The organism is Calothrix sp. NIES-3974, assembly GCF_002368395.1.
Classification (GTDB): Bacteria; Cyanobacteriota; Cyanobacteriia; order Cyanobacteriales; family Nostocaceae; genus NIES-3974.
In genome coordinates this window covers 3027523-3050244 of record NZ_AP018254.1, presented here as the reverse complement: position 1 = coordinate 3050244, position 22722 = coordinate 3027523, and the positions used below count along the sequence as shown (strand labels likewise).

Below are 22722 nucleotides of genomic sequence, written 5' to 3'. Positions count from 1 at the left end.
TCACCTGTCAACAAACCAAAAGAGAATACATCAACCTGCGAAATAATATTTATTTTCCCGTCAATTTCACTAAACCAATTCCCCCAAAGTAAAGAAATAACACTGCACCAGCGAGTAAACTTTGGGTCAGGGGGTCCGTCGAAGGGGTGAGGATTGCACCTAATACCACTGAACCAATCATCACATAACGCCATCCTGACAACATTTGGCTGGAACTGACAATTCCTAATGCACCTAACAACATCTGGATGACGGGTATTTGAAAGGTTAATCCGGAGCCAAATAGTAATAGGAGGATTAATTCAAAATACTTTTCGATAGACCACGATTGCTCGACGACATCAGCACCATAGTTGATAAAAAATTTCAGTGCTGCTGGAATGAGTGCGACATAGGCAAATACTAATCCCGCAAAGAAGAGAATACTGGAACCAAAAACCACGGGTGCTAGTAAACGTCGTTCCCGAAGGGTCAATCCGGGTAAGATAAAGCGAACGACTTGGTAGAGGATAACTGGACTTGCCACTAGTATCCCACAGTATCCAGCAACTTTGATGGACACAAAGAAAAACTCCCCAGGTGCAAGTTGAAGGAACTTTACCCCTTGTGCTGGTGCTTCCAATAGTTGGACAATTGGTTTAACGGCAGCAAAACAAGCGATCGCACCAATAACTACGGAGATTAAGCTGTAAAAAATCCGCAGTCGTAATTCTTCCAGGTGCTCGAATAGGGACATTTCCACTTCACCAGGAAGTTCGTCGAGGGGGTCATTCTCCAATGGCTCAATTTCGGGTTGAGTCAGGGGGGTAGTTGCTGATTCTAGTTCGCGTGAAGTTGTCATGAATCCACAAAGCAGCGTTGTTTGTTAACTATTGTATCTGGGACAGACTGTTAAAGAAAGGATATTCTCATCTCCATACTCTATAGAGAATGACTGTACGGCAATAGGGAGAGACGCGACATGTCGCGTCTATACATTTTCCTGTTTGGTTGTGTCCTGACAACATGGTGGACTAGCTTGTAAGTCAAGTGAGTAGGGATTAGTCTACATGTACTGCTTTTACCATTTCACGAATATTTTGATATATTTTCTCCCTTACTCCCTACTCCCGATAATAATTGATTTTTTTCCGGTTTTGATGGGTTAACCCCTGCATATATAAATAAATAGGGAAGTTATGTGTGTTGCCAGTAAGAGTGAATTTTACATTTGCATCAGGGCTAATTTATTTGGAACTGGAGATAATTTTTTATAGTCAATCCTACTCAATTAATCTTGATAGCAATAATACTAAGTTACCCACTGACAATTTTTAATTTCTTCGGCATCTACGATAATGTCAAGTAATTTGAGATTTTGGATTATGTGTCATTGGGTAGATATAAAGAGGGTGTTTGGCAACGAATCATATAATTGGGGATTTGAAATTTTGGATTATAGTCAGTTTTTTTGGAGTTGATGAATTTAATTATTTTAATTGTAGAAATTATGCAGAGGTTTTTCCATCATGAGAGTTTTTTATTTACTGATACTGACTTTGCCAATATTCTTGTGGCATTGGCAACAAGGTGTGAAAATGATTGCCAATTCCTCTTTGGAAACTGGGAAACGAGAAAGTGCAATTATTTTTAATTTGGATATGGCTGCACGGGATGAAAGACCTGCTGATTGTATCTACTCAGGTAGGTGTCGGGGTTAGATGTATTCCCATGATTTAGATTGTATACTTTACACGGTCACGAAATGAGCTTTTTATTTAGATGGTAATGTTTGCAAAGACGTAGTGTTGCGAAGTCTCCACCGTCAACAAACTAAAAGGTAAATATATCAGCGTGCAAAGTAAATGGGTAGGTGGTAAAAATTGTCGTTGAGATCAGGGAGTAGAGACGACACATCGGGTCGTCTCTACGCCGAATGAACGGTTGCGTTACGGTTTTATGTTTAATTGCACCTACCTAATTATGGCTAGATTGTATTTTTATGGGTTCGTAAGTGCTTGCTTCGTGACTTAGTTATTATTGCTATTTTTCCTTTTTTAAAAAATATTTTTACTGATTTATAATTTAAGTATTTATACTAAATATCGTTTTTGTTGATGTTAAATTTATCTCTTGTACTTGGGGATGCGGGTTTTCGACCCGCTTTGTTTATTAGCAAAAAGTTACGAAAAAGATAAAAATTTAAAAAATATTTTTGCTGTTCTCAAGCTTGTAATCAAAGCTTATATCATTTCACTCAAATTTTGATACATTTACTTTCCCTGCATCTCCTGCTTCCCGTCAGGTACACCAAAGTAAAACGGTATTATTTCTCCTTCGCTGTTGTTGTATTGATTATGCTGTTAAATTTAGAAAGATTTTATCAAGCGTGCAATCCCAGTAAACCTCTGGTGATGGGAAATGCGGCTGACCGTCAATATTATATTGATTTTGCTGATGTTCGGGGTGGTAAAATTATAGAAGCGCTGCTACGAACAATTACGAAAATTTCTCCCAATACACCGACTTGTCAGTTGTTTACTGGTCATATTGGCTGCGGTAAGTCAACGGAATTGCTGCGTTTAAAAGCCGAATTGGAACTAGAAGGGTTTCATGTCGTCTATTTTGAGTCTACCCATGTGCTGGATGTGGTGGATTTGGATGTGACGGATATTTTGTTGGCGATCGCTGGTCAGGTAAGTGAGAGTTTGGAAGGGATTAAAATTAATCTTAAGCCCAAATATTTTACGAAATTGTTTGGGGAGATTATCGATTTTCTGCAAACACCTCTGGATTTGGAGGTGGAAGGGGAATTATCGGTGGGAATTGGTAAAATTACCGCGAAAACCAAGGAAAGTCCCAATTTGCGGCGACGTTTGCGGGATTATTTGGAACCACGAACTGAAAATATCCTCCAGTCAATCAATCAGGAGTTACTACTCAAGGCTAATCAAGAACTGAAAAATCGCGGTAAACGGGGATTAGTCGTGATCGTGGATAACCTTGACCGGGTGGATATCCGCATTTTACCCTCCGGACGCACCCTTCCCGAACATTTATTTATGGATCGGGGGGAGCAGTTACGCAAACTCGATTGTCACCTGGTGTATACAATTCCCTTGGCTTTGACTTTTTCTAATGATGCGGTACAACTCCAACAACGGTTAGGAGGGGGTATATCTCCCAAGGTATTACCGATGATACCAGTACGCGATCGCTTTGGGGAAATTTTTCAGCCGGGTTTAGCGTTAATGCGACAAATGGTGTTAGTTCGCGCATTTCCTGACGTGGATGCGGTGGATCGGTTACAGTTAATTCAGGAGGTGTTTGATCACCAGGATACTCTTGACCGTTTATGCTTAATTAGCGGTGGTCATGTCCGGGATTTGTTAGGGTTGCTGTTTGACTGTCTACGGGAACAGGATCCACCCTTTGAACGGGAATGTGTGGAGTTGGTGGTTCAACGTCATCGCGATTTCCGTGCTAACCCCATTGATGGGGATGAGTGGGAATTGATTTTTCAGGTAGTACAGCAACAAAAAGTCAGGGGTGATGTGGAATATCATACCCTGCTGCGGAGTTTATTTATATTTGAGTATCGCGATCGCCTGGGTGCATGGTTCGCTGTCAACCCGGTTTTAGCTGAGACACAGAAGTTCAAATCATGGTTGAAACAAACCCAACACCAACAAGCATCTTAGCTGCTAATCAGCGTAGTCTCAAAAGTTTAGCACGGGCGATTACTTTGTCCCAAGGACAGTTTTCGCTAGTGTTTGCTGGTTGTAATTATGCTGATTTGCGCACCCAGGTAATCCAACAGTTACGGGATGAGTTACCACCGGGGTACAATTTACCGACGGTACAGGTTCCAAAGCGGGTAATTAGTTTATACAGCACCCTCCATAGCCAAATAGGTGATAGTCAACCCCAAGCCATATTTATTGTTGGTTTGGAAGGGGTGGAAAAGCTAGATGATTTTTTGCGGACTTTAAACCATGTGCGGGATGAATTTCGCAAACGTCACCAGTTTCCGATGGTTTTTTGGGTCAATGATGGGTTATTGCGGAAGTTACGGCGCATTGCTCCGGATTTTACCAGTTGGGCGGCGACTCCGATCCGGTTTGAAAAGACAACGGAACAACTGCGTTCGTTATTATCCCATAAAACCAATGATTTGTTTGCCAAAATTCTCGATATTTATAATTCCCCCCCAGAAGTTAAACCGAAACACCACCCCCATTCAACTTTAGGACAGGTGTGGGACTATAGTAGCGATGAGTTTCGTGCTGCGATTCGCGATTTGCAAGCACGGGGAATTGAGCTAGAACCGGAATTAGCTGCAAGTTTGGCCTTCGTGTCGGGTTTAGATGACTATGCTAACGACCGGATTCAGGAGGCTGTGGAGCATTTTCTCGCCAGTTTGGAGTTTTGGCAAGAAGGTAATCATGTTCCTGATTCCCCAGGGAAATTCGGGAAAAATAAGCCGGGAATTTGTCCAGAAGCACCCCCTCCGATTTTTGATTTTGATATTATTAATAACCCTGCCTACCCTCACCTGTTAAGGACGGGGACTGTATTGTATTACATTGGATTGTGTTACTATCGTCAAGCCGAACGTACCAATCCAGATTATCGTCGTTGTTGGGAAGCCGCTAAATCCTATTTTCAACGCTGTTTAGATGTATTTGAAACGGCTAATAGACCGGATTTAATGGCTCAGTTAATCGGTCAGTTAGCTGAAGTTCTCCAACACCTACGTCAGTGGGATGAGCTAGAAATCGTCGCTCAAAAGTCACAAAATTTACACCATACCTATGGTTCACCCATCCACCAGGCCTGTGATTGTGGATTCTTAGCCCAGGTAGCGGTGGAAAAATCCCGTTGGGTGCAAGCAACCCAGTTAGCGCGGGTAGCTCTGTGGCACATAAACGAAAGTATACAACAGCAGGATGACACCCCCAAACACCAATTTCCGCTCCTCTTAGCCCAGGTTTATCGGTTGCTGTTGGCCTATGCTTTGCGAAATCTGGGACGGGAAACGGGTGATGCGGAATACACAAAACAGGCTGAGGAACAAATTCAAACTGCCGTAGCCGAATTAAACCCAGCCCTAGAACTAAGTGATTTTCGCTACGATGTTTATCGTTATATTCGCTTACTCAGAAGATTGCGATCGCTTTATTTTGATGCGGGTAAGTATTTGGAGGCGTTTACGATTCGCCAACAACGGCGGTCGGTGGAACAACAGTACGGTTTACGGGCTTTTGTCGGGGCTGGGAGGTTGCAACCCCAGTACCAGGTGACGAATCCGGTTCTGGGTGCGCCAATGTCTACGGGGACGGTGGCTTTAGAAATTATCGCTTCCGGGAGACAACGGGATATTGATAATTTGATTGGACGCATTAGCCGGGCTGACCAAAAATTAACGGTAATTTATGGTCCTTCGGGGGTGGGTAAAAGTTCCACCGTTAGGGCTGGTTTAGTGCCCGCTTTACAAAATCGGACGATTGGCGATCAATTTGCGATTCCGATTGTGGTTGATGTTTATACCGATTGGGTACGGAGTTTGGGAGAGGCTTGTGCCGTTGTCAATCCGATGATTTTGAAGAGTGAAATAGAACTCTCACCCCCAGCGACACCGATTACCAAAGAGGGAATTTTAGAGCGGATTCGCGACAATGGCGAAAACAACATGATTACGGTGTTGATTTTTGACCAGTTTGAGGAATTTTTTTTCGCAGCCAGTCCCCGTAAGCAAATTCACGAGTTTGATGGTTTTCTGCGGGATTGTCTAAATATTCCCTTTGTCAAGGTAATTTTATCCCTGCGGGAGGATTATTTACACCATTTGTTGGAATTTAAACAGGTGGCATCTCTAGAAACCATTAATGATAATATCCTCGATAAACAAATTCTCTACCCCCTGAAAAACTTTTCCCGCGAGGATGCCAAAAGGGTAATTCAACAATTAACTGCGCGGCAACATTCCGTCAGCAATCAAACCCATTTATACCTGGCTCCCGAATTAGTTGATGCCTTGGTGGAGGATTTATCCAAAGAATTGGGGGAAGTTCGACCCATCGAATTGCAAGTGGTGGGTGCGCAACTTCAAGATGAACGGATTGTCAGTTTGTCTCGCTACGAGCAATTTCGCCCCAATAAGTTAATTGAACGTTATATCAGTGAGCTAATTTCCGATTGTGGTCCAGAAAATCAACGGGCTGCTTGGTTAGTTTTATACCTGCTGACCGATGAAAATCAAAAACGCACCCTGAAAACCCGTGCCCAATTGGCAACGGAATTGGCAGAATTGGAAGATGTGGACAAGCTGGAATTTATCCTCGAAATCCTTGTCCGTTCTGGTTTAGTGGTGCTGTTACCGGAGGTTCCCGAACGTTACCAACTGATCCACGATTATTTAGTAGAACTAATCCGTTCCTTCCAACAAACCGAACTGAGCTTCCAGGAGCGCTTGAAGGAACTACGTCAACAGGTTGCCCAACAGGAAGCCAAAATCGCCCAATTAAACAGTTCTCTGCGCCATAGCCACCAGGATAAAAAACAATTAACCCTAGTGAGTAGCTCTGGTAACGATTTACTCGCTGAAATCAAAGAACTACGGAAACGGGAAGAAACCAGTCGGGTAGAAATTGAGCGACTGCATGTGGAACTGGAACAGCAAAAACTGCAAGCAGAACTAGCAGAAACAGAAAAATTACGTTTGAACCAAGACCGGATGAATCGCGTTCTTAAAACCGCCCTCACTGCGGCGGTGGTGGGAATTGTGGTTTTAAGTGGGTCGATTAGTATGGCGGTCTACCAGTGGCATAAAGCTGTCCTCAGTGCCAGTATAGCCGCAAGTGCATCCAGTGAAGCCCTATTTGCCCTCAATAAGGATATTGATGCCCTCAAGGAAGGATTACGGGCTGGACGGAAGTTACAACAGGCCCTATTTCCCGATGCCGATAGTCAACAAAAAGTCCGGAGCGCCCTTTATCAAGCGGTGTACGGAACGCGGGAACGGGAAGGCAATCGCCTTGATGGTCATCGTTCCGGGGTAAATAGTTTAGCTTTTAGTCCCAATGGTACGATAATTGCCTCGGCTAGTAATGATTATACCGTGCGGTTATGGCGCACCGATGGCAAACTCTTACATACCCTGGAAGGTCATAATCTGCGGGTAACCAGTGTGGCTTTTCACCCTCATGGGCGATCGCTGGTGTCTGGGGGTGCGGATAAAGCCGTGAGAATCTGGAATATTGATGGCAAACTGCTGCGGGTAATTACTACTAAGGATGTGGTGAATGCCGTTGCCTTTAGTCCCGACGGTGAATTTATTGCTGCTGGTGGTGCGGACAATCGAATTCATATTTGGCGAACGAATGGGGAACTAGTAAAAACCCTAACGGGACATGGGGATATTATTCGCACTATAGCTTGGTCAAAGGATGGGGAAATCCTGGTTTCGGGGGATAATCAGGGAACAGTGAAACTATGGCACAGGAACGGTCGGGAATTGGCAACCTTGAGAGGACACAGTAAAGGTGTGCTTGCCGTTGCTTGGTCGGGGGATGGACAAACCCTCGCTTCCACCGGTTTGGATGGGACAATTCGCTTGTGGAATCGGCAAGGACAACCGTTACAAACCCTAACTGGACGTGGTGCCATCACCAGTGTCAGTTTTAGCCCCGATGGTCAAACCATTGCTTCCGGAAGTATGGATAACACAATTAAACTGTGGAGTTTGGAGGGGAAATTACTGGAAACTCTACGGGGACACGGTACGGCAGTCAACAGTATCAGTTTTAGTAATGACGGTCAAACCCTGGCTTCTGCAAGTGAGGATGGTTTGATCCGTCTGTGGCAGTGGAAATACGTACCCCTAGATAAAATTAATGCTCATGCCAAAGCGATTACGAAAATCAGTTTTGCCAGTGATGGTAAATTATTTGCCTCGGCTAGCGAAGATGGATTAGTTAAACTGTGGAGTGGAGATAGGCAGTTAGAAAGGGAATTCGCAGGACATCGGGGGGCTGTGTGGGATGTGAGTATTAGTCCAGATGGTAACAGAATTGCTTCCGCCAGTAGCGATCGCACGGTGAAAATTTGGAGTCGTGATGGTCAGCTATTACACACGTTATCGGGACATACAGATACGGTACTGAGTGTCGCTTGGTCAGCAGATGGTAAAACCCTGGCCTCTGCAAGTAAGGACCGACAAGTAAAACTATGGAGTGACAAAGGGGAATTATTACATAACCTCACAGGTCATGGAAATGCGGTGAATTGGGTTAGTTTTAGTCCCGATGGCAAATTGCTCGCTTCGGCTGGAGATGATAATACGGTGATAATTTGGAGTGCAAACGGCCAACTGATGCACAAATTGCCAAACCACGACCGTCCCGTATTTGGTGTGGCTTGGTCAAATAATGGTAAAATGTTGGCATCTGCTAGTTTGGATAGCTCCGTCAAGCTTTGGAAACCGAACGGTAACTATATCCGTACCCTCCGAGGAACAGGTGAGAGTTTTCTGGTGGTCAACTTCCATCCCCACAATTCCAGTCTTCTGAGTTTAAGCGAAGACCGTATCCTCCTATGGGAAGATAATGGCAAATTACAACTGATAATTAAATCTGACCGCAACGACCTCACCACAGCCAATTTTAGCGCCGATGGCAAAACCCTAGTCACTGGTAGCAACAACGGAACCATCACCTTCCGCCACCTCGATGATTCAACCGTCGAACATTTACTTAGTCGTGGATGTAAACTGCTACAGGACTATCTCCGTAATAGTATGCGAGTTTCCGACAGCGATCGCAATCTGTGTCCAGAGCAAAAATAGGTTTTTTTCTTTCTGTACGTGGTAAATGACGGCTACTTCTGCACGAAGTCGAATTTTCAATTCATATTTGTATTCAGCAACGCCCAAAAATTTTTATCCCCAAATTTTTTGTAAATTGAGGACAAAACCTGGTAAAACATTTTCCCCAGAAAGAGTTGAAGGTAATTTCAATACTTCCACATCTTGTCCCGGACGATAAATTTCTACTTCCTGGCTTTTTCGGTTAATCAACCAACCTAGACGACAACCATTTTGTATGTATTCCTCCATTTTGTCTTGCAATTTTTTCAAAGTATCAGAGGGTGACATAATTTCAATGACAAAATCAGGACATAAAGGAATAAATTTCTCTCTTTGTTCTGGACTCAAAGCCTCCCAACGGGATTTTTCTACCCAAGAAACATCGGGAGAACGGTCAGCACCTGAAGGCAAAGTAAATCCAGTTGATGAATCAAAAACTTCGCCTAGTTGATTTTGGTCGTTCCATGATGCTACCTGAAGAATTAAATTCACATTAGTTCTGCCTGTTTCTCCTCCTGTGGGTGGCATTATAATTAACTCTCCTTGGGCATTGCGTTCTAATTTTAAATCGGGATTTTCTTTACACAATTGATAAAACTGTTCTCTTGTCAGTTTAATTACAGAATTGAGGTTTAATGTAAGTGCTGTCATCGGAGTATCTCCCGTGTTTGTCTGCTGACTAGGTTAGGAACCTATATCCATTTTGACACCGCAATCAACAGGGATGATTAACTCGGATTTCTCACAAACTCCTAAAACTTTCAGTGAGTAGTCCGTGATGGGAGTAGTGGGAAAATTAACCCATTACTCAAGCCTTATCACTCCCTTGTGAGAAATGTAGGTTAACTTAATAGCATTTTGCTGTAATGCCTCAGTCCCTACAATATACCGCATTACTTGCTTAATTTCCTTCGCATCCAGAGCCAATACTTTAGCTGGATTTTGGATGGTCAACAATTGCGGATTATCCGTATTACATCCCTAAACCACATACAGTCAGTAGGATTCCCCTAATGCTATGCTTTTCGCCACTCGTTAACTGCTGAGAAAACTTCTAACCAGAATCTAAGCGATCGCTGAAAGAGTCAAAGCAAATTTTTAAAACAAGTATACTATAAAAAACAGGGATTTTATTAAATTTATTTATTATGATTAAGTGAAAGATAATTTTTATTTATTTAAAATCTTCAAAATGTGAAATGTACCAGATTCTGATACAAAAATGAACAAAGTAAATGTATTTAAAATATCATGCCCTACTTAAAAACATCTCCAGAAATTATTGCAACTATCTCCAGATTGAAAGCAGCAACAACTCTCTGGATTGATACGGAAGTAGCGGATTTCCGGACAAAAAAGCCTAAATTATCATTGATTCAAGTCTCCGACCGGCCGGATGATTTGAGTGGAGAGCATATTTATATTTTAGATATGTTAGAAAAACCGGATATTGTGGATATTTTTATTGAGCAGATTATGGTAGAACAAAATATCGAAAAAGTCTTCCATAATGCCAGTTATGATTTAAAATTTCTCGGTGGAAAAAAAGCACAAAATATTACATGTACGCTGGAAATTGCCAAAAAAATACCCTATTATTTGCTTCCGGTTGCCAATTATAAACTGGAAACCTTAGTCACAGAATTATGTAACTACCATGATATCGATAAATCAGCCCAAACAAGTGATTGGGGGTTTCGTCCCTTGAGTGATGGACAACTGGAATATGCCTATTTAGATTGTATCTATTTAATTCAGTTACATCAGAGATTAATCGAGTTAGCAACAGCAGCTAATCCTCAACCAGAAACTGAAGATTTGTCCCATTTAACAGCCAGATACCAGGAGATATCCACCCAATATAAGCTGTTAGCATCGGAAGTAGAACATCTGGAAGAGAGAATCAAAAAAGTTATGCAAGCTCAAGGGATAGCAGAGACAAATATATTTAAATTAACTTCCTATAAACGAACAACAACAAAGGTAAAATTTGCAGATTTAATGCGTGTTGTCACCAGCGATAACATAGATATAGATTTTCCCATTACCCTAACGCAACAACTGCAAGCAGAAATTGGTGAATCCCTTGCCAAAATGAATCCGGAAATCGAAACAAGTTCATCCGTAAGGTTAAGCATCAAACAGACAGATACAGATGGATAAAATCTATATGTAAATATGCAAATGATAAAAATTGAGTAATGGGTTAATTTTACCGCTACTCCCTATTCCCTACTCCCTAATCACTGAAAATTTCGGGTTAGTGAGAAATCCAGGAAAAGTATATAAAAATGAATTTAGTAATTTTTAGCCATTTTTACAGACAAAGATTGCAATCAAAATATAATATATTTCAGGACGAGGTGAACTCACGGGAACCTGGTTATTTCATCATCAAAAAAGGTAGAAAATGCAAAAATATAGGAACATGATTTTCCTGGTTAGTCTAATACTACTAGGAACATTCGGATGTAGTCAAAAAAATGATGTCCTGATTACGGAAATTGGTGTCACCTCAGCACCTGCTACTGTTAATCCTGGTAATATAACACCCGATTCTCCCCAAGCCTTTTATAATCGTGGTCAGCAATTACAAAGCAAAGGTAACTTACAGGGTGCATTAACTGCCTATAATGAAGCAATTAAGCGCAATCCCAAATTTGCTGCCGCCTATAATCAACGGGGACTGGTAAGATTTGATCAAGGCGATCGCGAAGGGGCGATCGCAGACTATGATCGATCCATTCAACTAAATCCTGCTAACCCTCTTGCCTATAATAACCGAGGAAACGCCCGTGCTGCTCAGGGAGACTATAACCGTGCAGTACAAGACTATGATGAAGCGATTCGTCTTGACCCCCGATACGCGGATGCCTATAATAACCGAGGAAACGCTCGTGCTGCTCAAGGCGATCGCAATGCAGCCATTAGTGATTATAATCGCGCCATTGAAATTAATCCTAATTATGCGATCGCCCATAATAACCGGGGAAACGCTCGTGCTGCTCAAGGAGATCGAAACGGTGCGATCGCGGACTATAATCGCGCAATTGAGCTAAATCCAAATTTTGCCGCAGCCTATAATAACCGAGGAAATGCCTATAGTGTCTTAGGTAACAAGGAAAAAGCAATTCAGGATTTACAACGCGCAGCAGAACTCTTTAAAAATCAAGGTAATCTCCAATTAAGTCGGCAAATTAATGCCCAAATTGAAAGTTTACAACGTTAATATAGACAGATTGTTTATTTTATTATCTCCCTGAATCTGATACTCAATACTCCTCACATTTTCAATTTTCCAACTACTTTCACCCACGCGAATCCGAATTTAACCAATTTTGTAGCAAATGATTAAGAATTTCCTCATACCTTGCAGTTGTTAACTCTGCTGGGATAAAATCCTCAACCAATAGAATATGGCTAGTCTGTTGCAAACAAATAGGAGCAATTACCTCTCCCACTTTTCCGGAAAAAGCCACCTTTGCCAAATCTGGATGTAAATTGCGACGATAAACAATACCTTCATAGCCACACGTTCGTCGTCTATTTTCAGAGATATCATATAAATGAGCCGCTTCATAAAAGCTCATCTCGGCTTCTTCTATTTGATAAAATATTTCCTGTGCCAGTAACTCATAGGGGACAACAATTTGATACAGCACAATTTGCTCAAATTCTCTGATATTTTCTTGAAAATACTGTTCTACCTGGTTTTTAAAAAGCTTTTCAGCTAACTTTTTCGTTAATAAATAACAGTAAATACTCTTCTCCCAATCCTCTGGACTCATTAACGCATCATTTAACCAGTTTAAGGTATCTTGAATATGGATTAATCGTTGAAGATAACGCCGTCTATCGGCTTCTATTTGTATTTCCTCTGGTGTAACAATCAGTTCTAATTCAGATGCTAGTTTCTGAATTTTATCTTGATAAATAATCTGATAACAAATATCCTTCAATTGAAAATTATATTTCAGCGTCGTGACAATTTCCTCCTCTGAAATCTGACGATTCTGAAAGGTAATCATAATTGCCCCCTAATCACAAAAAACATCGTCATAGGATTGTGGATTACCCCTATAGGTAAGTGCAGCTTTATCATAGACTAACCCTGCGTTTCTCACAAATTCCTCAAACTTACAGGGAGTAGGGAGTAGAAGGAAAATTAATCCATCACTCAAGACTCATAACTTACTCGTGAGAAATCTGGATACCCCCTACGTATCTATGGGTTTTGGAATTGAAACCCCATCTAACTTCAGGTGAAGATTGTTTTGAGCAGATTGATTGTAGTAATGAAACCCACTTAATTTGAAAATTGGCTCATCCTCGTGATGCAATGAGGAATTAAAATAAAAAACTTGACCACCGCGACCGACGAGAATTTCTCGTTGTAGGCATAAAAATAAAAATTGGCATAGAAATATTATAGGAAGTAACCGAATTACCAATCGAATCACCACCTAAAGTATTAATTCCTGCACTAGAGACAGGATGAATCATGAGATTTCTCAGGAATGAGAAAAAATTAAAATTACCACCAACAACTTCGGTTTCAGTTTTTTCTTCCACTTCTTCTAGATGCTCTAAGTCATGAATAATCATAGCTACTCTACTGATAATATTCCTCAATTTGAGATTTTTACTTTTTGATTATTAATATTATTTCACTAAAAATTAGATACATTTACCCCCCTGCTTCGCGTGAGCTATCAACCCTTGTTATCTCAGATTTTTATCTTTCGATATGTGGAGTTATCTTTTCAAATTATTATTAGTTTTTCGATAATTAATATCAACATAAATTACTCTCCCTGGAGAAACATCGCTATTTGCTAGTCTTCTCAGAAAGTGCCATCAGGATAAGCTTTGCGAGCGATTAACAACTATCCGATTGCGTTACCAGGAAACCTAACTTTTTAGTTTTTTTCATGACTGTTGAGGGGGGAGAAAACCCCCTCATAATCTGCTCTGCATAATTTTGGAGTAGATGGGAAGCTTTACCCATAATAACCAGCTATAGGTCTTCCTGATTGCATGTACTGAGGTCAATTTGAAATCAATCACAAATAACCTAAAAATTACCTCAGTCAAGCACATTCATTCGGAATTAACTGTCACCAAGCTCAATTAAACCATTGTTACCACTGATAAGTAACTACGGATTAGGTAGTCCTAAACCCAGCGCACCGACACTAAAGCTGCTAATATCAACAGTTACTCCGGTCATGTAGTTACCAGCACCAGTCGCATTCGCATAGTTTCCCATTGCAAAGCCTGTTTGTTGAAGGTTAAAACCTGCTATTTGTACACCAAAATCCCATCCACCTTCGAGGTTTTTACTATCTTCCACGGTTTCGAGATAGGTTAAATCAGAGATAATCATAAAATCCTCCAGTTGCTTTTTAACTATTTTGTTTGCATATTTCCAGGTGTTTGGGCAAACCAAACTAGAAGATATTTTTCGGAACATTTAAATAATATTTTCAGTATTGGATTGCCCATTTTTCATCAGCAATACACACGGTAGATACAAATTAATCTGAAAACTTGAGAGGATAACTGATAGCTAGGGAGTATTTTATAAACCTAAAGCAATCAATTGTCCGCTAGCACTTTGAATTAGGCTTGTCAATGCTGTAGATTGGTTAGCAGCACCACCAGCTCCAGCAACGTTAGCCATCGTTAAAGCAGATAGATTCGCAGAATGGGTTGCAAATTGTGCGCCGATGTTCAATCCACCTTCTACTTTTTTAGTATCTTCAACGGTTTCGAGATAGGTTAAATCAGAGATAATCATAACGCCCTCCAATCTTTAATTTTTCGTTTGTTTTATGAGCTTTATTTACTTTTTCAACTCTCTGGAGTTGATATTTATAATGTACATCTATTCTCGAAAACATGTAGCATTTATTACTGATTATGTCGCCATTTTGGCAGGTTTATCTAAGAGGATGTTTTAAAAGTCGATTTTAATACTTGAATTATCTTTTTTGGGAATAGGAAGAGACGCGACATGTTGCGTCTGTACTCTTGAAGGAATAATCAGCTTTGTAACCCCATGTCCAGAGTCAGGACGATAGTCAAAATAGTGATAATTAATATCTTGACCAACAACCTCTAATTTGAAATTGTTGAAATTGTTGAAATTGTAGAGATGTAGGGATGCTACGTCTCTACGATAATTGGGGTTTGAATACAAAATTGGAATAAACATAATTCATATCCAATTCTGCAATGCCATTTTTTTGGGTATCATTGTGTAGCTTGCTTGTTGCTCTCGCAGTGGGGAAAGAAGTGGAACTCGGCAATCTCAGCAAATCATTAAAATTGAAGATTATGAGATTCCTTCGTCGTTCCTCCCCACTTCGGACAAATTTTTATGTGGAACTTCATATTCAAACGGTATAAGCCTTGAGTAATGGCTTAAATTTCCTACTACTTCCTACTCCTTGTTCACTGAAAGTTTTAGGAGTTTGTGATCAATCCGAGTATATTGAGTCATCAAAATTTAACAAAAATAAATGGTAATTAGCAGCAATCAGCCTTCGGTGTGAGTTAGATTAAACAATAAAGGTACTGGAGTTGGTTTAGCCTATGTGTATTTGTGTCAACTGCCACTACGTAGACCGTTGCGTCACCTATAACGCGGTCGAAACTCAGCACCAACAACCCCATTTAACCGAAAGCCCTGATTTTGAACCAAATGAGCCAAGTATTAATGTCAATATTCGGACTAAAGGGGATGTGATTGAGATGGAATGGGATGTGGTGGGATGTTTGAGTTATAAGCAAGAAATGGGTAAGTGGTCGAAGTTGCGTCCGGGTGAGTTAGTACCAACGTGATGGTAGAGACGTAGCGATGCTACGTCTTGCTAAATAAAAAACAGTTACCAGCACCAGCTGATAACCGCAGGTTGATGAATACATTCAATACCGAAAATTAGGCCCACAGTATTAAACGTAACTCGTAGGGACTGGAAAGGAGTTCATGTTTAGGTAAAACACGCAAAGACAGACCCTGGAAACCTGAACTTTCATAGATAATATCGCCCGTATAAACACTTAATCCCTGGTCGCTGCTACCTTGGTAGTTCATTGCCACGGAGATAGCATTGACAATTTCGCCATTGGCATCGATTGCACCTTGATATAATTCAACACTCACATCCTGATTTGTCAATTCAGCTAAATCGATTTTGGCGGTAACACTGACGGTTTGGTTCACTTGGATATCATCACCCGCAGATACATCGACATCTTTGATTTTGATGTTGTACCAGTTATTAATTACCTTCATGCGCCAATTGGCCAGTTCTTTGACTGGTTGATAGTGATCTGCGGTGAGGGTATGGTAGCGATCGCTCGCTGGGAAGTAGGCTCTTTCGGCGTATTCCTGAACCATCCGTGCTGTATTAAAGAAGGGACAATTTAAGCGGATGGCATCTTTCATTTTGGCAATCCAATGACGGGGTAAATTATCCTCATCACGGTCGTAAAATAGGGGGATGACTTCTTTTTCTAATAGATCATATAAAGCATTGGCTTCAATTTCATCCTGGTAGTTGGGGTCATCATACATTTCCCCGTGACCAATTGCCCAGCCTGTGCGGACATAATCAGCTTCATCCCACCAACCGTCCAGGACACTCAAATTGGGCAAACCATTCATCGACGCTTTCATACCACTGGTTCCCGATGCTTCGCGAGGACGACGGGGTGTGTTTAACCACACATCGCACCCGGACACCATTAACCGGGAAATATACATGTCGTAATTGGGTACAAAAACAACTTGCTTTTGTAGATCGTGTTCGCGGATAAAATGGTTGATTTCGCGAATTAATTCCTTACCGGGGATATCCTTCGGATGGGCTTTACCAGCAATGACAAACTGTAATTTGCGGGTTTTGTCGGCGAGGAGAATTTTTTTAATCCGCTCCAGATTACGCATCCACAGGGTTGCCCGTTTATAGGTGGCAAAACGTCGCGCAAACCCAATTGTGAGCACATTGGGGTCTAGAACCTCCTGGGCTTGAGCAATTTCCATCGCCGAAGCACCGCGATCGCGTAAATGTTTGACCAGGTGTTCCCGCACATACAATATCATATCCAACCGACAGCGATCGTGATTGCGCCACAATTCTTCATCCGGAATTGCGCTCATTCTTTCCCACAGTGGACTATCGGAGGGAGCTGAAGACCAATTGGGACCGAGATAACGGTCGTATAATTCCTGGGTAGATTTGGCGACACAACTACGAGCATGAACTCCATTGGTAATGGCTGCAATTGGCACTTCTTCCACCGGTACATTTTGCCACAAACCCTTGAACATCTGCCGGGAAACAACCCCGTGCAACTGGGCTACCCCATTAGAAAAACCAGCCATTTTTAAAGCCAGAACCGCCATACTAAAGGGTGCCGATAAATCCCCCGTCTCTTCCCGTCCCAGGGCTAAAAAATGCTCCTTCGGTAAACCAAAAATATCCGCATAGTGTCCCAAATAATACAATATTTTATCCGGGGAAAACAAATCAATCCCCGCCGGAACTGGGGTATGGGTTGTAAAAATATTGGTGGAATTAACCAACTGACGCGCGGTGGGATAATCTAAGCCTTCCTCTTGAATTAAAATACGAATCCGTTCCAAGGCAGAAAATGCCGCATGGCCTTCATTCATATGGTAAGCCGTGACGTTATAACCTAACGCCTTTAACATCCGCACTCCACCAATCCCCAGCATAATTTCCTGGTGGATACGCATATCGATATCACCCCCATACAACTGGTCGGTAATATCATGGTCGTAGGGATTATTTGGCTCAATATTCGTATCTAACATGTACAAGGGTACACGACCAACCTGCACACGCCATACCCGTGCATAAACCGTTCTCCCCGGATAATCGACTGCAATCCGTAATTCCGAACCGTCGGGGTTACGCTCCAAGTGCAAGGGCATATTATAGAAATCATTGATGGGATAGCGTTCCTGCTGCCAACCATCCGCATTTAAATACTGGGCAAAATATCCCTGTTGATAAAGTAAACCCACACCTACCAACGGTAAACCTAAATCACTCGCTGACTTGAGGTGGTCTCCCGCTAAAACCCCTAGACCACCAGAATAAATCGGTAAACAATCAACTAAGCCAAACTCCGCCGAAAAGTAGGCATAGCACTCCTTGGGTTTGTTGCTACGTTGCTTTTGCGACCAAGTTCGTTCCTGCAAATAACCATCAAGTTGTTGCGCAGCACGATCCATCTGCGCCAAAAAACCCTCATCTTCCACAACTTCCAATAACCTAGCCTGGCTAATCGTTCCCAGCATTAGCACTGGGTTGTGATGGCTAGATTCCCACAAATCCGGATCTAAGCGACGAAATAAATCTTTCGTTTCTACATTCCAGTCCCAATGCAAATTATAAGCTAGCTTGCGTAACGGTTCCAGTCGCCCTGGAAGCGATGGAGATACATTAAAAGTACGAATAGGCTGCATAAGTTTTTCGCGAAATTCCACGTCGTGCTATGGGTATTGTTGACCGGATTCACCCATTCTTACCAACTATTTATACTCTTTTTATGATGATTCCTTGATTTTATTAATTTTTGTGAAAGATTCTCTGTTTTAGGTGAGGAAAGCAGATAAGCAAAGAAATAGAATCCAATACTTAACAAGTCTTGATGTATTTGGGTAGAGAATTATCCTCATCTTGGCTGGGTGATGTGTGGATGTAAGTAGGTTTGCTTATTATTCTTGTTGAGGCTTGAAGATCAGGGAGTAGTGAGGTAGTGAGTAGGGAGAGACGCGATATATCGCGTCTCTCCCTATTCCCTATTTACTGAAAGGGGTAAAATAATCCAAAATCCAAAATCCAAAATCTAAAATTATTCCTAAGCAAGAGTTTGATGTAGTTTTGATTAATATTTTTCCTGGGTAGGTAATTTCATTGGAACTTTATCTTTTGCTGGAAAACTCAAGATATATAAGTCTCTTAATTGATAAGTTACTCATTTAGGTTGATTGTCACCTGGGAATTACTAAGAATTGATGAACTCTTCACGGAATCCACCAATATTTTCATCTCAAACTATTCGTAAAGATTTTGTGTATCTCCGAAAAATAACCGATGGCAGATGATAATTACGGAATATAGTTGGTAATGAAAACTAAATAAAAATTGCTACTGGCTTTAGTAAGTAGACAAAACAAACAATTCAATCATTATCGATTAGTGGGTTGGAGATAGGCTGTAGAGATAGGGTTATGGGGCTGATTTTTAAATTTTTTTGACATAGCTTTGTTTGTTTGTACCACTTTGCAGAGTCCCTTAATCACAACTGGGATCAAAGGTTTTTTCAAGGTATATAAGGATGATTCTATTGTTTGCATTGATTTGAATCTAGGATTGAAATTCAGATATTTATTGAGTGTTTGCTGGAAGTGTGTTGGCATCGAGTTCAGGCGTAAATTCTACGGATTCAAGACTGCTGAGAGACTAACTTCACTACAGGATAATTTTATGGTTTTTAAAATTTGGCAAACAATCAATTATTTTGTGGCTCAATTCAATCAAATAAATTCACAAAATACACTTGTGGTTGCTGGAGGTGTGCATCTGAATTCGAGCCACTTTAATAACCGTAGTGCTAGTCACAATTGTGAGATTGCTTCCCCACGTCGCAATGACAAAAACCCCCATTTTGATTATGGACGACATTGGGGTATTAGTTATACACATAAATTCCAGCAATCAATCACTAACAACTTGTCTATTGGGGAAGCAAGGAGTGATGGGGATGACTTTGATACCAACATCGATGCCATTTTTGTTCCCGAACCGATTGACCAACCAACTCCTGTGGAACCAGTTGGTCAAAGCGATGACGATTAAACCAATGCCTTTAACATCGCTTGCAATTTCAATTGAATTTCGGCCAATTCCTTAACCGGATTAGAACCAGCAACGATACCAGCACCAGCATATAACCTCGCGCGATCGCAATCTATCAGTGCAGAACGTATACCGACGATAAATTCGCTATTTCCCTGAGCATCCACCCATCCTAAAGGTGCTGCATATAAACCGCGTTCAAAGGTTTCGTAATGACGAATTTCTTCACAAGCGATATTGCGATCAACTCCAGCAACTGCGGGTGTAGGATGAAGTTTAGCCACTACTTGGAGCGGATGTACCGATGGGGGAATTTTGGCATGGATGGGAGTCCACAGGTGTTGAATATTTGATAGCTGACGGATACGAGGTGTAAATACCTGGGGTAGTAGACCTAATTGGGATAGTTGTTGAGTGATAAAATCGATGACTAGGTGGTGTTCGTGGCGCTCCTTGGGGCTATGGAGTAAACGGTGGGCATTTTCCGCATCGATTTGGGGTGTTTGACCCCGTGGTGCGCTTCCAGCTAAGGCATCAGTGATTAAATGTTGGTTGCGAATGCTAATTAATCTCTCTGGACTTGCACCGATGAAGTATTGTCCTTTGCCGTTAGCAGTAGCGAAAATGTAGCAGTTAGGATGCAGATGACGCAAGTTGTTTAGGGATTGACAGAGATTAAAGGGTTTGACAAAATGAACGTCTAACACGTCTGCTAGGACAATTTTATGTAAACGTGCTTGAGCAATGGATGTTAACGCCGATGTCACCCCATCCTGAAACTTTTCTGGGTGGATGAGGGTTGCTTGGGGACATTGGGGATAGATAAATTGCTGGGGTAGGGTAATATATTTTAAAGATTGGATCTGCGCGATCGCATCTTCTAGTTCCTGGATGATACTCTGCAATTGAGAGTGGGGACTAATCAGGAAATTCCCGGTTAGTTGATATTCATGATGTTTCTGGGAAATGGTATAGCGAGGTAAAAAAACCGTCCCTTTGGGAAAGGGATAGGTAATCTCTTGACTATCATGAAAAAAGCTAAAACTACAAAAACAAAGTGGTTGAGCAAAATGTAAATCTGTATTGGGAAAAATGAAACTTTTACATTGATATTTTTTGAGAAACTCTTCAGCCTGCCTAAATCGGTCCCCCTTCGTAATTTCTAACTTTTTTATAGCATCAATTGCAACAATCGCCTCACAATTACTGGGATTCTGCCAATAAAAACTCAATTGATGGCTACACTTCCATTGCTCAAATACAACTAAAGGATCAACAGCAGGTATTTTGAAAGAAATGCTGACAATCTGTGTACAACTATGCTCAATACAATAGCCCTGAGTGGAAAATAGAAATTGATACAGTCTTTTATTATATACAAAAAAGTCAGAATGACATGGTGAAACTGTCATGGGTTCTTGGCAAATAGTAAATTTTTTTGAAGTTATCTTCCTAAAGTACGAACGAACATGGTCGTATTTCTACAGGTAACACAAACCGTCACCCTTTCACCACTAAACCTGGATTTCTCACAAGCTCATGAAACTTACAGGGAGTGGGGAGTAGGTAGTTGTGGGAAGATCAACCCGTTACTCGACGCTTACCGCTCACTTGTGAAAAATGCAGGTAAAAACCATATCTTCTAGCTTCGATGACTAAGAAAGAACACAGGATACAGGGAAAATGCTTTTCCACAGGGAACGATAATATATTGCCTTGGGGTCGATTGACTGCATCCAGGGTGGTTCCATACCCAAATCCACTAATAAATATCAGAATTTTACTTCGCTTCGTCCCCTTCCCCCTAACTCCAGATTCACTTACCACAAAAAAAGCGAAATGTGGGATGAAGTAAATAAATATTCAGAAAAAATCATTCAGCATAGCCAGAAATCCAGAACCTAAAATCCAATGACTATCAAATCAATTTCCTATTCCTCCAAAAACTTCCCCCAGAAAAAACTGTGGATAGCAGCAATTAAATTGCCGATGTATAGCGTGGCAATTATTCCTATCTGGGTTGGTAGCGCTATAGCTTACAGCCAAACAAAAATATTTAATACACAGATTTTTCTCACATTTGCGATCGCCGCAATTTTGATTTTAGCCTGGGAAAACCTGAGTAACGACGTATTTGACTCCGAGACAGAAATCGATAAAAATAAACACCATTCCCTAGTGAACCTCACCCGCAACAAGCAATTAATATTTTGGTTAGGAAATAGCTGTTTGCTCACCGGATTACTGGGAATTTTCGCGATCACTTGGTGGCAACAAGACCTGACGGTAATCGGTTTAATCCTGGTGTGCTGTATTCTGGGCTACATTTACCAAGGGCCACCCTTCCGCCTCGGATACCAGGGTCTAGGGGAAATTCTCTGTTTCTTTGCCTTCGGACCAGTTGCCGTGGAAGCTGCCTACTATAGCCAAGCCCAAAGTTTCTCCGCTGTAGCTCTAATTGCCTCCATCAGTGTCGGGATTGCCACTAGTTTAGTATTATACTGTTCCCACTTCCACCAAGTTGAAGATGATTTAGCTGCGGGGAAAAAATCACCCATCGTCCGATTAGGAACCCAGCGCGGTTCTTACCTTCTCAATTGGTTAACAGCCAGTATTTACGTGATTGGTATCATTTACGTTCTCGTTGGCGATTTTCCCTTGTTGACATTACTTAGTTGGATGAGTTTACCATTTGCCGTCAAACTATGTCTCCACGTCCATCGCCATCATCACCACCCGGAAATCGTCAGCAACAGCAAATTTATCGCCATTGGCGTTCATTTTTGGTACTGTTTCCTATTCGGACTCGGATTTATGCTGTGATTCCTGAATTGGTGAGAAGTCGGGTTTTAGAGAGAAGTCTGGATGAAATTAGATCATCTGGCAAAAAACCCAACTTCTATCAAGACATAGTGGGAGCGTGAGAAGTAGCTTGCTTCCCGTAGGGGTAACGCAACTCAAGGGGATTTATCCCCGCGT

At 41.5% G+C, this 22722-nt stretch carries 16 protein-coding genes; 8 read left to right on the top strand and 8 right to left on the bottom strand.

Going from position 1 to position 22722, the window contains the following annotated elements:
- Positions 1–49: 49 nt before the first annotated feature.
- Positions 50–841 carry a twin-arginine translocase subunit TatC gene (gene tatC / locus CDC37_RS12155; RefSeq protein ID WP_096622208.1) on the bottom strand — a complete coding sequence of 264 codons (792 nt, stop codon included), beginning with the start codon at positions 839–841 and terminating at the stop codon, positions 50–52.
- Between the two features lie 667 nt (positions 842–1508).
- On the opposite strand from tatC, the gene CDC37_RS12150 reads away from it, so the two are divergent.
- From CDC37_RS12150 to CDC37_RS12140, 3 genes are all read left to right on the top strand, one after another.
- Positions 1509–1700 (top strand): hypothetical protein, encoded by a 192-nt coding sequence (locus CDC37_RS12150; RefSeq protein WP_096622206.1) that lies wholly within the window; start codon positions 1509–1511, stop codon positions 1698–1700.
- Between the two features lie 636 nt (positions 1701–2336).
- The gene (locus tag CDC37_RS12145) at positions 2337–3680 is read left to right on the top strand and encodes a P-loop NTPase fold protein (protein ID WP_096622204.1); all 1344 of its coding nucleotides are present in this window, start codon (positions 2337–2339) and stop codon (positions 3678–3680) included.
- On the top strand, positions 3644–8824 hold the full coding sequence (locus CDC37_RS12140) for an nSTAND1 domain-containing NTPase (protein ID WP_096622202.1): 5181 nt from the start codon (positions 3644–3646) through the stop codon (positions 8822–8824). The genes CDC37_RS12145 and CDC37_RS12140 overlap by 37 nt, the downstream gene beginning before the upstream one ends.
- Positions 8825–8917: 93 nt before the next feature.
- Here CDC37_RS12140 and CDC37_RS12135 read toward each other — a convergent pair whose 3' ends face one another.
- A complete protein-coding gene (locus tag CDC37_RS12135; RefSeq protein ID WP_096622200.1) occupies positions 8918–9496 on the bottom strand; it encodes a Uma2 family endonuclease in 579 nt (192 codons plus the stop codon).
- Positions 9497–10096: 600 nt separating this feature from the next.
- Between CDC37_RS12135 and CDC37_RS12130 the strand changes: the two genes are divergently transcribed.
- Positions 10097–11008, top strand: coding sequence for a ribonuclease D (locus CDC37_RS12130; RefSeq protein ID WP_096622199.1), 912 nt, complete (start codon positions 10097–10099; stop codon positions 11006–11008).
- 247 nt (positions 11009–11255) lie between these two features.
- Positions 11256–12074, top strand: a complete 819-nt coding sequence (locus CDC37_RS12125; protein ID WP_096622197.1) for a tetratricopeptide repeat protein — start codon at positions 11256–11258, stop codon at positions 12072–12074.
- Between the two features lie 79 nt (positions 12075–12153).
- Here the strand turns inward: CDC37_RS12125 and CDC37_RS12120 are convergent, their stop codons facing one another.
- The 4 genes from CDC37_RS12120 to CDC37_RS12105 all read right to left on the bottom strand — a co-directional run bounded on the left by CDC37_RS12120 (position 12154) and on the right by CDC37_RS12105 (position 14645).
- Complete coding sequence (locus CDC37_RS12120; RefSeq protein WP_096622195.1) at positions 12154–12873, bottom strand: peptidylprolyl isomerase; 720 nt, start codon at positions 12871–12873, stop codon at positions 12154–12156.
- Positions 12874–13192: 319 nt separating this feature from the next.
- Positions 13193–13450 carry a hypothetical protein gene (locus tag CDC37_RS12115; RefSeq protein ID WP_096622194.1) on the bottom strand — a complete coding sequence of 86 codons (258 nt, stop codon included), beginning with the start codon at positions 13448–13450 and terminating at the stop codon, positions 13193–13195.
- 553 nt (positions 13451–14003) lie between these two features.
- Positions 14004–14231: a hypothetical protein gene (locus CDC37_RS12110; protein WP_157780731.1), complete on the bottom strand. Its 228-nt coding sequence runs from the start codon at positions 14229–14231 to the stop codon at positions 14004–14006.
- 195 nt (positions 14232–14426) lie between these two features.
- Positions 14427–14645, bottom strand: coding sequence for a hypothetical protein (locus tag CDC37_RS12105; protein WP_096622192.1), 219 nt, complete (start codon positions 14643–14645; stop codon positions 14427–14429).
- A gap of 797 nt (positions 14646–15442) precedes the next feature.
- On the opposite strand from CDC37_RS12105, the gene CDC37_RS12095 reads away from it, so the two are divergent.
- A complete protein-coding gene (locus tag CDC37_RS12095) occupies positions 15443–15691 on the top strand; it encodes a Ycf34 family protein (protein ID WP_096622189.1) in 249 nt (82 codons plus the stop codon).
- A 97-nt stretch (positions 15692–15788) separates the two neighbouring features.
- On the opposite strand, the gene glgP is transcribed toward CDC37_RS12095, so the two are convergent.
- Positions 15789–18347, bottom strand: a complete 2559-nt coding sequence (gene glgP, locus CDC37_RS12090; RefSeq protein ID WP_096622187.1) for an alpha-glucan family phosphorylase — start codon at positions 18345–18347, stop codon at positions 15789–15791.
- A gap of 1024 nt (positions 18348–19371) precedes the next feature.
- Here glgP and CDC37_RS12085 point away from each other — a divergent pair.
- Positions 19372–19743: a hypothetical protein gene (locus CDC37_RS12085; RefSeq protein WP_096622185.1), complete on the top strand. Its 372-nt coding sequence runs from the start codon at positions 19372–19374 to the stop codon at positions 19741–19743.
- Here CDC37_RS12085 and CDC37_RS12080 read toward each other — a convergent pair.
- A complete protein-coding gene (locus tag CDC37_RS12080) occupies positions 19740–21155 on the bottom strand; it encodes an isochorismate synthase (protein WP_096622183.1) in 1416 nt (471 codons plus the stop codon). The genes CDC37_RS12085 and CDC37_RS12080 overlap by 4 nt on opposite strands.
- Before the next feature lie 499 nt (positions 21156–21654).
- Here CDC37_RS12080 and menA point away from each other — a divergent pair, with 499 nt between their 5' ends.
- A complete protein-coding gene (gene menA, locus CDC37_RS12075) occupies positions 21655–22566 on the top strand; it encodes a 2-carboxy-1,4-naphthoquinone phytyltransferase (protein ID WP_096622182.1) in 912 nt (303 codons plus the stop codon).
- Positions 22567–22722: the final 156 nt, after the last annotated feature.

What these genes read in the sequence shown, in the direction of transcription:
- CDC37_RS12110 (WP_157780731.1), bottom strand. Translation starts at nt 14,231, where the DNA reads ATGATTATCTCTGATTTAACCTATCTCGAAACCGTGGAAGATAGTAAA.
- CDC37_RS12115 (WP_096622194.1), bottom strand. Translation starts at nt 13,450, where the DNA reads ATGATTATTCATGACTTAGAGCATCTAGAAGAAGTGGAAGAAAAAACT.
- CDC37_RS12140 (WP_096622202.1), top strand. Translation starts at nt 3,644, where the DNA reads ATGGTTGAAACAAACCCAACACCAACAAGCATCTTAGCTGCTAATCAG.
- CDC37_RS12145 (WP_096622204.1), top strand. Translation starts at nt 2,337, where the DNA reads ATGCTGTTAAATTTAGAAAGATTTTATCAAGCGTGCAATCCCAGTAAA.
- tatC (WP_096622208.1), bottom strand. Translation starts at nt 841, where the DNA reads ATGACAACTTCACGCGAACTAGAATCAGCAACTACCCCCCTGACTCAA.
- CDC37_RS12105 (WP_096622192.1), bottom strand. Translation starts at nt 14,645, where the DNA reads ATGATTATCTCTGATTTAACCTATCTCGAAACCGTTGAAGATACTAAA.
- glgP (WP_096622187.1), bottom strand. Translation starts at nt 18,347, where the DNA reads ATGCAGCCTATTCGTACTTTTAATGTATCTCCATCGCTTCCAGGGCGA.
- CDC37_RS12085 (WP_096622185.1), top strand. Translation starts at nt 19,372, where the DNA reads ATGGTTTTTAAAATTTGGCAAACAATCAATTATTTTGTGGCTCAATTC.
- CDC37_RS12135 (WP_096622200.1), bottom strand. Translation starts at nt 9,496, where the DNA reads ATGACAGCACTTACATTAAACCTCAATTCTGTAATTAAACTGACAAGA.
- CDC37_RS12125 (WP_096622197.1), top strand. Translation starts at nt 11,256, where the DNA reads ATGCAAAAATATAGGAACATGATTTTCCTGGTTAGTCTAATACTACTA.
- CDC37_RS12130 (WP_096622199.1), top strand. Translation starts at nt 10,097, where the DNA reads ATGCCCTACTTAAAAACATCTCCAGAAATTATTGCAACTATCTCCAGA.
- menA (WP_096622182.1), top strand. Translation starts at nt 21,655, where the DNA reads ATGACTATCAAATCAATTTCCTATTCCTCCAAAAACTTCCCCCAGAAA.
- CDC37_RS12120 (WP_096622195.1), bottom strand. Translation starts at nt 12,873, where the DNA reads ATGATTACCTTTCAGAATCGTCAGATTTCAGAGGAGGAAATTGTCACG.
- CDC37_RS12150 (WP_096622206.1), top strand. Translation starts at nt 1,509, where the DNA reads ATGAGAGTTTTTTATTTACTGATACTGACTTTGCCAATATTCTTGTGG.
- CDC37_RS12080 (WP_096622183.1), bottom strand. Translation starts at nt 21,155, where the DNA reads ATGACAGTTTCACCATGTCATTCTGACTTTTTTGTATATAATAAAAGA.
- CDC37_RS12095 (WP_096622189.1), top strand. Translation starts at nt 15,443, where the DNA reads ATGTGTATTTGTGTCAACTGCCACTACGTAGACCGTTGCGTCACCTAT.